Genomic DNA, 13,660 nt, shown 5'->3' with positions numbered 1-13,660 from the left:
CACTTCTGCTATCTTACCATAATGATGTTTTTCTTGACAATAAAAAAGTCAGTCCCCGGTTCCTAGATCAATTACCGCTCTATAGTGACGGTTCGTTTCATTATATATATTTATAAACTGCGCCGCCGAGGAGCTTTTTTGCAAAGCAAAGCGCCTATGAAGGCCAGGCTCACATAGCCAAACAAGGGATAAATCGTTGAAATAAGCCTGCCGTACCCTATTTGGCTCGTAATATAAGCCGTGATCATAATGGCCGCAAAGATATATTTGCTTTTCACTGGAAGAAAGCTTTGCACTTGTTTTTCTAATCCATATAGATTACCGATAACTGATGTGAACACTTCTCCGAAAATAATGAGTAAATAAATCAAATGGACAGAACGTGCAAAGAGATAAACCACTTGCGCCATCGGTATATCATATAAAAATACATCCGGAAGAGTCGACAAAGACAGAAAACTCGCGGACAGCACAATCGTCAGCATCGTCCCTCCGATTAAAGCGCCTTTTTTGATCACTTTCTCCGAGGACATTTCATTCGCCAGCGGAACCAAAACTGCTTGGGCAAGCGATAAATTCAAAGCCCCGTAAGAAACAGCTGATAACAGCCAATCCCAGCGATGCGGCCAGACCCACTGAGCTGCGTTTCGTGATTCGCTGAATATAAAAGAGTCGGCCACTACAATCATTGAAAAGAGGATTAAAAGGGGAACAACAAACACATTGACACCGAAAATGCCTTTTACTCCTCTAGTCATCACAATTAAGCTCAGACCGATTGTAATAAGCATCCCAATCTGAGCGGACATCCCCAATTGTTCCTCAAAAAGCGCCCCTGCTCCTGAAAGCATGACAGATGTAACTCCGAGGAGAACAAACAGCATAAATACATTGATAATCCGCCCAGCCGCCGCCCCGAACAAAAAGATGTTCATTTCTTGATATGACTTGGCATTGATTCGCTTTGAAATGATCATCAGCTTGGCGCCCAGAAACGTAAACATTCCGCCGCTGACGAGAATGCCGAATAAACCGAACCAGCCGAACTTCAGAAAAAACTCAACAATTTCTCTGCCAGTCGCAAATCCAGCTCCGACTACTGTGCCGACATACACAAAAGCAAGCTGACTTGCAGACCCTTTTGATTGTTCCATTTCTTCCCTCCGAACGAACCGCAGTTTTGTCCATATATGCCTTTTTATAACCTATGAGACAAGTTCCTTGAAAAGACGAAGAAAACATGTTTTACTTTGTAACAAATCAAAAATTTTTTGTGCATAAGACTTGAAAGTCAAAGATAGTCAGAGTATACTGTTAATCAAAGTTGGTCAAACAAACCGGCCTTTTTTAAAAATCAATTGGTCAAAGATGGTCAAATGTTCAGTCTACTTTGAGCATATTGGTTTGAATGCCGTTAAGTTTGCCGTATACTAATAGTCAAAGAAGGTCAAATTCAAATTAAATAGACCTTTTTATTCACTTTCATTGGTCAAAGAAGATCAAATTATTAAGGAGGTTTTGGCAAATGCGTTGTCAACATTGTCATCAAAACGAGGCGACGATTCGCCTTAACATGCAAATAAATTCCGTTCATAAACAGATGGTTCTTTGTGAAACTTGCTATAACGAACTGACCCGTAAACCTTCAATGAGTATGGGTCCTCAATCTTTCGGATTTCCGTTTGAACAGGCATTCCAGCCGAAAGAACACAGCGCAGCAAAACAAAGCGGAAAAAAAGGGTTGCTTGATGAGCTGGCTCAAAATATTACAAACGGTGCTAAAGCCGGTCTCATTGATCCCGTCATCGGCCGTGATGATGAAGTGGCGCGAGTGATCGAAATTCTAAACCGCCGCAACAAAAACAATCCGGTTCTTATTGGTGAGCCGGGTGTGGGGAAAACTGCCATCGCTGAAGGACTCGCTTTAAAAATTGCTGAAGGCGATGTTCCAAACAAACTGAAAAACAAAGAGCTATATTTGCTTGATGTTGCATCCCTTGTTGCAAACACAGGGATCAGAGGCCAATTTGAGGAGAGAATGAAACAGCTGATCACTGAGCTGAAGGAACGAAAAAATGTCATTCTGTTCATTGATGAAATTCACCTTCTCGTCGGCGCAGGCTCTGCAGAAGGATCAATGGACGCCGGCAACATTCTCAAACCGGCCCTAGCCAGAGGCGAACTGCAAGTCATTGGCGCGACAACACTGAAAGAATATCGTCAAATCGAAAAAGATGCCGCGCTGGAAAGACGTTTTCAGCCTGTCATGGTGCAGGAGCCTTCAATTGAACAGGCTATCCTCATTCTGCAAGGGATTAAAGACAAATACGAGGCGTACCATGGCGTAACATTCAGTGATGAAGCAATCAAAGCGTGTGTCACTTTATCATCCCGCTACATTCAGGACAGACACCTGCCGGATAAAGCAATTGATTTATTAGATGAAGCAGGTTCAAAAGCCAACCTGTTAATTGATGAACTGAATGATGAGGATGCCGCTGAACGCTTAACTGCAATTGAAGCCGAAAAAACAAAAGCCCTAGAAGAAGAAAATTACGAACTGGCGGCAAAACTCCGTGATGAAGAACTCGCATTGGAGAAAAAACTGAACAGCTCCTCCGCTCATACCGCTGTCACTGTGGAAGCTGAGCACATTCAGGAAATTGTTGAACAAAAAACAGGCATCCCTGTCGGCAAACTGCAGGCAGACGAACAAACGAAAATGAAAGAGCTTGAAGCAAAACTTCATGAACGCGTGATTGGACAAGAAGCCGCTGTTCAAAAAGTGGCAAAGGCGGTAAGACGAAGCCGCGCCGGTTTAAAATCCAAAAACAGACCAGTCGGCTCCTTCCTCTTCGTCGGTCCTACCGGCGTTGGGAAAACAGAGCTTTCTAAAACACTGGCAGATGAATTATTCGGCACAAAAGACGCTATTATCCGACTCGATATGAGCGAATACATGGAGAAACACGCCGTATCTAAAATTATCGGTTCACCGCCTGGATATGTCGGCCATGAGGAAGCTGGACAATTAACTGAGAAAGTGCGCCGCAATCCTTACAGCATTGTGTTGCTGGATGAGATTGAAAAAGCACACCCAGACGTTCAGCATATGTTCCTGCAAATTATGGAAGATGGCCGTCTGACAGACAGCCAAGGCAGAACTGTAAGCTTCAAAGACACAGTGATCATCATGACAAGTAATGCGGGTGCTGGTGAGAAACAAACGAAAGTCGGTTTCCAATCAGATGACAGTGTCATCGAAGAACAAACATTGATTGATTCACTGAGCATGTTCTTTAAACCTGAGTTCCTCAACCGTTTTGACAGCATTATTGAGTTCCGCTCATTGGAAAAAGAACATCTTGTCAAAATCGTCAGCCTTCTTCTTGGAGAACTTGAAGAAACATTGGCTGAACGGGGCATTAGCTTGAATGTGACAGATGAAGCGAAAGAAAAAATCGCTGAGCTGGGCTACCACCCTTCATTCGGTGCACGTCCGCTTAGAAGAACCATCCAAGAATGGGTTGAGGATGAAATGACCGATCTGCTGCTTGATAATGGCGAGATCACAAGTTTTCACGTGATTTTAGAAGATGATAAAATCAAAGTGCGAGCGAAATAACAATCAGCGGTTTCCTTTTAGGAAGCCGCTTTTTTTTATACTTTCATACTCTTGACTTAGAAATTACCGTCCCTTCTCCTGAAGCGCTACTTCCCTTCATCCTTTACACTTTTTTTAAGGAGGGATGGAACATGTTTATATACAGTGAATATGTATTTCTACTATTATATGAATACCATCTGAAGGACAGCTTGCAAGCAAGCTGCTAATTTCAGTAGACCCTCGGGCTTTTCAATTGGAGAGCCCGTTTTTGTTTATTTCTCCCTTCTATGCCTCTTCCTTGAATATTTCATGAACAAATTCACAATGTCCCTAAAGTTCCGGGCACCAAAACCGATATTAACCATAGACAAGCTAGTAAAAAAGGATTTGGTGAAAACTATGGATAAAACTTCGTTAATCGGTATTATTCTTGCTTTTGTGGCATTGAGCGTCGGGATGGTTCTGAAAGGCGTCAGTTTCAGCGCCCTTGCAAACCCCGCTGCCATTTTAATTATTATCGCCGGGACAATCTCAGCAGTCGTTATTGCGTTCCCAACAAAAGAAATTAAAAAAGTGCCTACGCTGTTTCGAGTGTTATTTAAGGAAAATAAACAGCTCACAATAGAGGAACTCATTCCTATGTTCTCTGAATGGGCTCAGCTTGCACGCCGCGAAGGTCTGCTTGCTTTAGAAGCAAGCATTGAGGATGTAGATGATGCTTTCTTGAAAAACGGGCTCAGCATGGCTGTTGACGGGCAAAGCGCGGAATTTATAAGAGATATTATGACAGAGGAAGTCGAAGCAATGGAGGACAGGCACCAAGCAGGAGCCGCTATTTTTACACAAGCAGGAACGTACGCTCCGACACTTGGAGTACTCGGCGCTGTAATCGGGCTGATTGCCGCTCTCTCTCATATGGATAACACAGATGAGCTTGGACACGCCATCAGTGCTGCCTTTGTTGCCACACTTCTCGGTATCTTTACAGGGTATGTGTTATGGCATCCTTTCGCAAATAAATTAAAACGAAAATCAAAACAGGAAGTAAAACTGCGTGAGGTCATGATTGAAGGTGTTTTATCCGTTTTAGAAGGACAAGCACCGAAAGTCATCGAACAAAAGCTTTTAATGTATCTTCCTGCGAAGGACCGCTTGAAATTTGCAGAACAAGGAGAGGCGCAAAATGGCGAGAAAAAAGAAGAAGAAGCATGAGGACGAGCACGTTGATGAATCATGGCTCGTTCCTTACGCCGACATCCTTACTCTTCTCCTGGCATTGTTTATTGTGCTGTACGCGAGCAGCTCGATTGACGCAGCTAAGTTTCAAATGCTCTCAAAATCATTTAATGAAGTTTTTACAGGCGGAACCGGTGTACTGGACTACTCCAGTGTCACTCCTCCTGAAAACGAGTCAGACGGCATCGATGAAGTGAAAAAGGAAAAAGAAGAGAAAGAGAAAAACAAGAAAGAAAAAGAAAAAGCAGCTGATCAAGAAGAACTTGAAAATGTGAAGAGCCAGGTGGAAAAGTTCATCAAAGATAAAAAGCTGGAACATCAGCTGGAGACGAAGATGACTAGTGAAGGCCTTCTGATTACGATTAAAGACAGCATCTTCTTTGATTCTGGAAAAGCGACCATCCGTAAGGAAGATGTGCCGCTTGCAAAAGAGATTTCAAATCTTCTTGTGATTAACCCGCCAAGAAATATCATTATCAGCGGACATACTGATAATATGCCAATTAAAAATTCTGAATTCCAATCAAACTGGCATTTAAGCGTCATGAGAGCGGTAAACTTTATGGGGCTCCTGATTGAAAACCCCAAGCTCGATGCAAAAGTGTTCAGCGCCAAGGGTTATGGCGAGTATAAACCGGTGGCTTCCAATAAAACTGCGGAAGGCCGAAGCAAAAACCGGCGGGTTGAAGTTCTCATTTTGCCAAGAGGCGCAGCGGAAACAAATGAAAAATAGCAAAAAAGGAAGCCTTGTGACATATCAGGCTTCCTTTTTTTACTTATTATGAAACTGTTTTGCGTTTAATCCTACTCTTTTTAACATTTCGGTGCACATCTCTACCTCTTCTTCGCTTAATACGCTGATCATTTCATCAATTTCAGCAGCGTGATCAGGGAAAATATCGTTCAAAAGACCGATGCCTTTTTCAGTAATTTGCGCAAATGTCACTCGTCTGTCTGTAGGAGACGCTTTCCGAATGAGAAGTTCTTTTTGCTCCAGCTTATCTACAACGTATGTGATGCTCCCGCTAGCCAAGAGAATTTTATCTCCTATCTGCTGCAGCGGCTGATCACCTTTATGGTACAAAAGCTCTAGCACAGCAAATTCAGTCGGATTCAGCCCATGCTTATGAATATGCTTATTCATATGATCGTTAATAGACCGATACGCGCGCGACAGCACGATAAATAACTTCAGTGATTTTTCTGTCATGTCTCAATCATCCTTTTAGAAACCGTTACAGAGAAACATTAATAAACAAAGACCAAAATGTCAATAAAAATCTTTCCAATATTTCTCTTCTTTTTTAAAATGTAAGCATGCCAACACCTTTTTCTAATTTTTTTGGTTATTTTTTCTTATTAAAGAAGAAGAAACAATGATATAATACCTCTAATCAGGTGTATGTTGGAGCGATGCAAATTGAAAATACTAAAAGGCGCCTGCGGGAGAGTCAAACTTTATATCATACTGGTCGTGATTCCGGCAATCGTCATCAGCTTTTTCGTATATGAAAAAGAAAAAGATACAATAGCTGCAGAACATAAACAAGAAGCAAGTGTCCTGCTAAACCTTCACCGCAACAAAATCAATTATTTAATCGGAGAAACAATGGCGAGAATGACCTCCTTGTCCATCGCCATCGACAGACCGGTTGATATAAAGAAAATGCAGTCAATTTTGGAAAAGACCTTTGATTCAGAGCCGAGATTTTCCGGTCTCTATTTTCTCAATGCCAAAGGAGACGTCACCGCAAGCACAACCGAATTAAAAACGAAAGTAAACCTGGCCGACAGATCTTTTTTTACAAAAGCAAAGGAAACTAAAAAGACAGTCATTTCAGATAGTTATTCGAGCAGAATTACTGGTCAGCCAATTTTCACAATTTGTGTGCCTGTTTTGGACTCAAAACGAAATGTGACAGATTATCTTGTCGCAGCTATTCAAATTGATTATTTGAAAAATCTCATTAACTTGCTGAGCCCTGATGTTTATATTGAAGTTGTGAACCAAGACGGGAAAATGATTTTTGCGAGCGGACAAGCCTCTCATGCAGAGGATCAGAAACCTGTCAGCGGATATCTGGATGATATCAGCTGGAATATGAAAGTCTATCCGAACCCGGTCACAATAGAAGAACTGTCGAAAAGCCTTGTGCTTCCGCTTTCATGTATTATTGTTCTGCTGAATATCCTTTTTATTCTCGTGCTGTATTATTTGCTGAAGCGGCAGACCCAGCTGGAGCGCTCAGAAAACGAGGCGCAAAAATTAGAGCTGATCGGGACGCTTGCTGCCAGCACAGCCCATGAAATCCGTAACCCCCTCACCGGGATAAGCGGCTTTATTCAGCTGTTGCAAAAGAAATATAAAGGTGAGGAAGATCAGCTTTACTTCTCCATTATCGAACAGGAGATCAAGCGCATCAATCAAATAGTGAGTGAGTTTCTCGTTCTCGGCAAGCCGACAGCTGAAAAATGGGAGCTGAACTCACTTCAGGACATTATCGGAGAAATTATGCCGATCATTTATTCTGAGGGCAATCTATACAATGTTGAAGTCGAATTACAGTATTTAACCGAGCAGCCCTTACTCGTAAAATGTACAAAAGATCATATTAAACAAGTGATTTTAAATGTAGCAAAAAATGGCCTCGAGTCAATGCCTGAAGGAGGCAAACTGACGATCTCCCTAGGAGCTTTAGATAAAAAAGCCATAATCAAAGTTGTGGATAACGGCGAAGGGATTTCTCAGGAAATGCTGGATCACATCTTCCTCCCCTTTGTTACTTCTAAAGAAAAAGGAACCGGTCTCGGCCTTGTTGTTTGTAAACGGATTGTGCTGATGTACGGAGGCTCTATTCATATTGAAAGTGAAGTTCGAAGAGGCACAGAGGTGACGATCACCCTCCCCGTATCCGCATCATAGCCCCCCTGACCATGTCAGGAGGGTTTTTTATCTTCGTGATCGGGCATTGCCATTCGATTTGCTTGCTGGTCTTCCAGAAAAAAGGATTTTGATGAAACGCAACAGCATTTTCAAAAGCAAAAAAAACATAAAAAATACTAAAAAACCCTTTATACCTTCCGTGGCATCTAAAAACTCCATATTCCCTCTACCCGTCACCTTTTGCTGAATCTCAATCGCAAATACGATGACAATGATGACTGTAACAGTATAGATAAAGGACAAGGCTGTCATACTCCATTTAGAAAGCCATGTAAACACAGCGTGAGTGACGCCGAAAAAGAATATGCCAAAAATGCCGATCACCCAAAAATGCATTTCTTTGTCAGTTAAATGAATGCCAAATATTCCGCATAAGGAAATAAAAGCATCATGAAATTGATTGACCATTTCGGTAATGAGAATCGCCAGTTCCTTCATTAGTTCCCTCTTTCATATGAATTTTTTCCAGAAAAAAAGAGCGCTTCCGAAAAGCTCTCTCTTTATATATGCATCTGATAGGCCGCTATTTATTTGCATCATATGCTGGCATAACATCTCTGCGGGGCCACAAGCCTAATTTCTTTACAAGGCCTTGAATCCCTTGGGAATGTTCGTTTTCTTGCATAAGCTGATGATATTCATTTATTAAACAATCCAGCTCCTGACTGTGCCTGATCGTGTCATGCCCTGTAAATCCCTGCTTTCTAGCGGCATCTATCATTAACTTTCTTTTTTCATCAATAGACACCAACAATCTTTCTTGTTCAGAAGAACCGCCCATTCACTTCACCCCTCGCCGCTAAGAAATAGGAAACAAGTTTGATTGGGTTATTGTGCATTATTACAGATTATACTTTATTTGTAAACATATTTTCATTAAATAAGTTAATTTTTCAGGTATAATAGATATATTGATAGGATTAGAAGAACAATACCCAGGTGAAGAATATCTTAAACACGCCGCCAGGCAGGAGGTATGCCCAATGAAGAAAAAGAAAGCAATAATGCTCGGAGCGGCAGGCGGAAAAGCGATTTTAAAGAGGAAAAACCGAAAAAAATGTATCCAGCACATCACTACTTTTTTTCAGATGCTTCGCGATTGGCGAAATGGCGACTACCCTCGTTCACAGGTTAAAACACTTTTGCTGTTAACTGCCGCAATCCTGTATATCGTCATGCCGCTCGATATCATTCCAGACGTAATCCTCGGTCTTGGGTTCATTGACGATGCAGCTGTTTTAGGTTTGATTTGGACACTGATTAAAAAAGAACTGTCACAGTATGAAAAGTGGCGTTTGCAATAAATATATAAAGCCCCGTTCGATGAACGGGGCTTTCTCATGCTTATTGATTCACGCTGTCTTTTTCATAAATCGGAACCCAGCCTTCAGTTGTGACAAAAATTCTCACCGCGACAACTTTGCGGTCCTCCTGAAGCGTGAAGTAATGGCGGATATTCTCAGGCACGGAGATTAAATCTCCAGGGTTTAAACGGACATCAAAAAACGTGCCGTCCTTGCCTTGAATGACAAAAATACCGTGTCCGCTTACAATAAAACGAACCTCATCGTCTGTATGGTGATGCTCTCTTTTAAAGTTTTCAAGCAGTTCATCAAGTTTCGGATTGCTGTCTGACAATGAAATAACATCCTGTGCTTTATAGCCGCGGCGGGTTGAGATATCTTTAATTTCAGTTTCGAAGGTATCAAGAATTTGCTGTTTTTCTTCTTCTGTCAGGTCATATTTCTCTGAGAGATGTTCCGGAAGCTTCGTGATATCCCATTGCTCATAAATAACCTCTTGACTGTCCAGAAAGCTTGCCACTTCCTCTTGATTTTCAATCGTTGTATTTGCCTCATCATGAATTCGAATTGTAGCCATTTCAATTCCTCCTTTTATTTAACCAGCTGATGCTGGAGTGTTTTCAATTTCAAATGGTAGCTGAACAAAAATTCATACGCTTCAAGCACTCTTTTTGCCTCAAATGTTGTTTTCCCCCAAGCCGTAATACCATGATTTCGGATCAGAACAGCTCCTGAATCTTCTGAAATCTCTTCCGCAAACAGTGCCGCAAGCGTCGGGATATGTGCCGGATTTTCTATAATCGGAACGGTCACTTCTGCGTTCTCTTCCCACAAGCCGAGTGCTTTTATAATTTCCTGGCCTTTGAATGTGATTTTCTTTTGGTCTCCGTATAACTCTGAAATCACATTATTGTTTACCGTATGGACATGCAGGCAGCATCCGGCATTGGTTTTATTGTACAAATGTGTATGCAAAAGCGTTTCTGCTGACGGTTTCAGAGAATGCCCGCTTTCAGCAGGCTCTCCGTTTTGATCGACCAGCAGAAAATCTTCAACCGTCTCTTTGCGTTTATCTTTTCCGCTTGCAGTGACGAGAAATGTTAAAGGCTCATCTGTAACCTTAATTGACAGATTACCGCTAGTAGCCGGAAACCAATCTCTCTCTGCCAATTCCCGTTTTACTTCAGCGAGCTCTCGCCAGCGTTCTTGTTTTGCAGCCATTCCTGTACCTCCTTTACATTCTCAATTTCCTTTCTGATCTCATAAAAATCTTGATACGGAAGATGATTGAGGTTTTGCTCCCGACATTCGTTTAATAAATAATCCCTTGCAAAGCATAGGTCAGACAGCTTTGCTGCCTCCACATCTGTAACCGAATCACCGATCATGATGATATATTGGTTCGGTTCAGAAAGTTCATGGATGACCGACGGCTTACAGCACCCGCATTGATTGCTGCATGTGCCCTTGCAGGAATGAGGCCAGTCAATATGGATATAGTCATTGTCAAATGAAGCATGGTTGCAATAAATGCGGTCTTTATCCACAATGCCTTCAAGCAAAGGATATACAAAAAAGTCCATTCCACCGCTTATGACATAAAACGGAATCTCGTGCTCATTGATAAATGCTACAAATTCCCGAAAGCCTTCCCTGATTTTTGCATCTTCCAATACAAAACTTGTAATCTCTTCTTTTAAACGGCTGGGCAGAAGGCCGAACATCCGCCCGACACCTTCCTTGATCGACAGCGTTTTGGAAAGTACGCCGTCTTTTAATGCCACCCACTCTGGGGGAGCAAATGTTTTCATGATATTTATAATGTTGTCGTTCATCGTGATTGTTCCGTCAAAATCACAAATAATAAAAGGTTTTCGAGTCGTCATACGGCTTCAACCTTTCCCCATTTATCTAGCGCAAGCTTAAGATCCTTGCATTGTTCGGCTTTTTCATCAATCGGCTGGGCCTCTAGGACCGCATCAATAATGGCTCTGAACGCTCGCCCCCCGCCTTGGGCACCGTTCGGATGTCCATGTACGCCTCCTCCGGCGTTAATAATGTGGTCTATGCCGAAATCACGCATTAATAGCGGAACCATGCCGGGATGAATGCCTGCTGACGGAACCGCAAATGTTTGGTTAAAAGCATCCTCTCTCACACATTCTTCATGAATCGCCAGTGCATCTGCTCTTGGAAGCGCAACCGAACCATATGGAGATGGAAAGAGGCTGAAGTCAGCACCGCAATATCGGTTTAATTTTCCTAGTAAAAGAGCGTGAGAAAAACCGTAAAACGGAGAAGACGTAAACGCTCCGCTCACTGCTGGATGCGCCATAATCGGAACTGGGATTTCAGGATCTTCCGCAAGGCCTTGCATAACGTCCAAGCCGTAAGCGAAGACATTAAACAAAAGCGCATCCGCTCCCAACTCGGCGGCGCGTCTCGCTTTGTCTTTCAGATCAGCCGTACGTCCGGTCAAATTCACCGCATACAGCGTTTTATGTCCAGTTTGTTCATACGTTTCTTTCAATATTTGCTTTCCTTCTGCAATTCTTGTTTCAAAAGGCGCTAGACCAGTCTCAAAGAAAATTTCATCGTCTTTAATCAAGTCAACTCCGCCAAGCGCCTGCTGCCGGAGCTGTTCTTTAATATCACTCAGGTCCCTTCCGATTACGCCTTTAAATATGCTCATTAACAGCGGTCTCTCAAACTCTCCCAGCAGCTTCCGGATGCCGTATACGCCAAACTTCGGTCCCGGCAGTGCACGCTTAAATGCTTCAGAGAAGTGAAGATCGATTAATTTGATTTTTCCGTCCAGGGACAGCTTGCCAAACACTGTTGTCAGCAAAGCCGGAATATCCTGAGAGAAATTGATTTCAGGATAGGCAATTGTGATGACCGCTTGTTTTTCTGATGCAGCAGTTCCCTCTCTCTCCTCAACTTTTATCACCCGCCCCTTGTGCTTTTGCATTTGCTCCTGTTTTACAAGGGGCAGATCAGTCCAGGAGCCTACTGTCAATCCTGTTGCGATTTGTTCTGCTTTCTTCTCTGTATCGGCTCCCGGTTCGGTCAGGAGATATGTCGCTAATAACTCACTCATGCCAGAGCTCCTTTCATTTTCATCCATATCAAAAAACCTCTTCAAACTGCAATCGCGTCTAAAGAGGTTTCGTTTCTCGTCCGAATCTTATCTCTCAGCCGCTAGCTGCAAGAATTAGCACCGTGCTTTATAAGTCGGTTGCCGGGCTTCATCGGGCTCGTCCCTCTGCCTGCTCTTGATAAGAAAATATAGATTTTATAAATTATTTTGAATTATCCCATCGTTATAAGGTCTTGTCAATGCTTTTTTGGGTAAACAGGTTCAGTTTGCCAATTCGATAAGCGGCTTCCTTAAGTCTTTCTTCACTTGTTAAAAGTCCGACTCTGACGTAGCCCTCGCCATATTCACCGAAGCCGTTTCCAGCCGCAACTGCCACATTCGCTTTTTCCAGCAAAAGATCTGAGAACTGCTCAGAAGTATAGCCTTCAGGCACAGGCAGCCATGCAAAAAAAGAACCTGCGGGAGCTGTTACATCCCAGCCGATTTCCCGGCATGCCGTGATCCAAGCGTTTCTCCTGCTCTCATACCTGGCATTTTGCTCTGCCACACACGTCTGATCGGCTAACAGTGCCTCTGCTGCAGCCTCCTGAGTCGCTCTGAAAAGACTGACAAACATATGGTCTTGATAAAGATTGATCGCTTCAATGACCGAAGCGTTTCCGACGGCAAAGCCAACCCGCCATCCTGCCATATTATACGTTTTTGACAGCGTGTAAATTTCAATTCCGATATCCTTCGCACCTTCAGTCTGCAAAAAGCTTAAAGGCTTGCAGCCGTCAAATCCGACAGCGCCGTAAGCAAAATCGTGAACGACGCAGATTCCGTTTTCAGTCGCAAAACGCACGGTATCTTCAAAGAACTCGGAAGTAGCAACAGCTCCGGTCGGATTATTCGGATAATTTAAATACATCAATTTCGCCTGTTTCCTTACTTCAGCGGTTATGCTGCTGTAATCAGGGAGAAACGCCCTGTCCTTTACGAGCGGCATCATTTCCATTTTTGCTTTTGCAAGTGTGACACCCGACCAGTAATCAGGATAACCCGGATCGGGAACTAAAATCGTATCACCGGGATTCAACAAGCATTGCGGGAGCTCGACTAGACCGGCTTTTCCGCCGAATAATATAGCGACTTCGGTTTCCGGATCCAGATCAATGCCGTATTCTCTTTTGTAAAATGCAGCAGCCGCTGACTTCAGACGGTATGAGCCGCGAAAAGACGAATATTTATGATTCTCAGGATCAGCGACAGCTCGTTTCATCTCCTCAACAATATGTTCAGGAGTCGGCTGATCTGGATTTCCCTGTCCCAGATTGATAACGTCATGTCCTTCTGCGAGCTTTCGGTTCACTTTCTGCACCAAAGAAGCGAAGAATTGTTTAGGCAATTCCTTCAATACATGAGACTGTTCAAATTTCATCTATTCTCTCCTTCTAAAAAAATCTTGAAATGATAGTCCATCATCATAT

Annotated in this window: 14 protein-coding genes and 1 riboswitch; of the genes, 5 read left to right on the top strand and 9 right to left on the bottom strand. The window is 42.9% G+C overall.

Annotation, left to right across the window (positions count from 1 at the left end):
- Positions 1-110: 110 nt before the first annotated feature.
- Positions 111-1,154 (bottom strand): YkvI family membrane protein, encoded by a 1,044-nt coding sequence (locus M1D65_RS07400; RefSeq protein ID WP_076457776.1) that lies wholly within the window; start codon positions 1,152-1,154, stop codon positions 111-113.
- A 371-nt stretch (positions 1,155-1,525) separates the two neighbouring features.
- Here M1D65_RS07400 and clpE point away from each other — a divergent pair, with 371 nt between their 5' ends.
- The 3 genes from clpE (at position 1,526) to motB (ending at position 5,576) form a co-directional block, all read left to right on the top strand.
- A complete protein-coding gene (gene clpE, locus M1D65_RS07395) occupies positions 1,526-3,625 on the top strand; it encodes an ATP-dependent protease ATP-binding subunit ClpE (protein ID WP_172861659.1) in 2,100 nt (699 codons plus the stop codon).
- Positions 3,626-4,006: 381 nt separating this feature from the next.
- Complete coding sequence (gene motA, locus M1D65_RS07390) at positions 4,007-4,819, top strand: flagellar motor stator protein MotA (RefSeq protein WP_003244739.1); 813 nt, start codon at positions 4,007-4,009, stop codon at positions 4,817-4,819.
- A complete protein-coding gene (motB, locus tag M1D65_RS07385) occupies positions 4,791-5,576 on the top strand; it encodes a flagellar motor protein MotB (RefSeq protein ID WP_003232473.1) in 786 nt (261 codons plus the stop codon). The genes motA and motB overlap by 29 nt, the downstream gene beginning before the upstream one ends.
- A 39-nt stretch (positions 5,577-5,615) precedes the next feature.
- On the opposite strand, the gene mhqR is transcribed toward motB, so the two are convergent.
- The gene (mhqR, locus tag M1D65_RS07380; protein WP_003232475.1) at positions 5,616-6,053 is read right to left on the bottom strand and encodes a MarR family transcriptional regulator MhqR; all 438 of its coding nucleotides are present in this window, start codon (positions 6,051-6,053) and stop codon (positions 5,616-5,618) included.
- A gap of 192 nt (positions 6,054-6,245) precedes the next feature.
- On the opposite strand from mhqR, the gene kinD reads away from it, so the two are divergent.
- Positions 6,246-7,766: a sporulation kinase KinD gene (gene kinD, locus M1D65_RS07375; RefSeq protein WP_015252216.1), complete on the top strand. Its 1,521-nt coding sequence runs from the start codon at positions 6,246-6,248 to the stop codon at positions 7,764-7,766.
- Positions 7,767-7,793: 27 nt separating this feature from the next.
- On the opposite strand, the gene M1D65_RS07370 is transcribed toward kinD, so the two are convergent.
- Positions 7,794-8,225: a hypothetical protein gene (locus M1D65_RS07370; protein ID WP_003245685.1), complete on the bottom strand. Its 432-nt coding sequence runs from the start codon at positions 8,223-8,225 to the stop codon at positions 7,794-7,796.
- 85 nt (positions 8,226-8,310) lie between these two features.
- The gene (spo0E, locus tag M1D65_RS07365; protein WP_003218598.1) at positions 8,311-8,568 is read right to left on the bottom strand and encodes an aspartyl-phosphate phosphatase Spo0E; all 258 of its coding nucleotides are present in this window, start codon (positions 8,566-8,568) and stop codon (positions 8,311-8,313) included.
- Between the two features lie 202 nt (positions 8,569-8,770).
- On the opposite strand from spo0E, the gene M1D65_RS07360 reads away from it, so the two are divergent.
- Positions 8,771-9,091 (top strand): YkvA family protein, encoded by a 321-nt coding sequence (locus M1D65_RS07360; protein WP_003232481.1) that lies wholly within the window; start codon positions 8,771-8,773, stop codon positions 9,089-9,091.
- Between the two features lie 40 nt (positions 9,092-9,131).
- Here M1D65_RS07360 and mtnD read toward each other — a convergent pair whose 3' ends face one another.
- The 5 genes from mtnD to mtnE form a co-directional block, all read right to left on the bottom strand.
- Positions 9,132-9,668, bottom strand: a complete 537-nt coding sequence (gene mtnD, locus M1D65_RS07355) for an acireductone dioxygenase (protein WP_003232483.1) — start codon at positions 9,666-9,668, stop codon at positions 9,132-9,134.
- Positions 9,669-9,682: 14 nt separating this feature from the next.
- Entirely contained in the window at positions 9,683-10,312 is a 630-nt protein-coding gene (locus M1D65_RS07350) for a methylthioribulose 1-phosphate dehydratase (protein WP_456270827.1), read from the bottom strand.
- Positions 10,270-10,977 carry a 2-hydroxy-3-keto-5-methylthiopentenyl-1-phosphate phosphatase gene (gene mtnX / locus M1D65_RS07345; protein ID WP_014479627.1) on the bottom strand — a complete coding sequence of 236 codons (708 nt, stop codon included), beginning with the start codon at positions 10,975-10,977 and terminating at the stop codon, positions 10,270-10,272. Before mtnX ends, M1D65_RS07350 begins: the two co-directional genes overlap by 43 nt.
- On the bottom strand, positions 10,974-12,191 hold the full coding sequence (gene mtnW / locus M1D65_RS07340; protein WP_015483161.1) for a 2,3-diketo-5-methylthiopentyl-1-phosphate enolase: 1,218 nt from the start codon (positions 12,189-12,191) through the stop codon (positions 10,974-10,976). The genes mtnX and mtnW overlap by 4 nt, the downstream gene beginning before the upstream one ends.
- Before the next feature lie 84 nt (positions 12,192-12,275).
- Positions 12,276-12,376, bottom strand: a riboswitch (SAM riboswitch).
- 38 nt (positions 12,377-12,414) lie between these two features.
- Entirely contained in the window at positions 12,415-13,611 is a 1,197-nt protein-coding gene (gene mtnE, locus M1D65_RS07335) for a methionine-glutamine aminotransferase (RefSeq protein ID WP_456270826.1), read from the bottom strand.
- Between the last annotated feature and the right edge of the window lie 49 nt (positions 13,612-13,660).

It is taken from the genome of Bacillus sp. JZ39, assembly GCF_053903145.1.
Note: the sequence above shows the minus strand (reverse complement) of the source record. Positions and strands in the feature narration are given on the sequence as shown.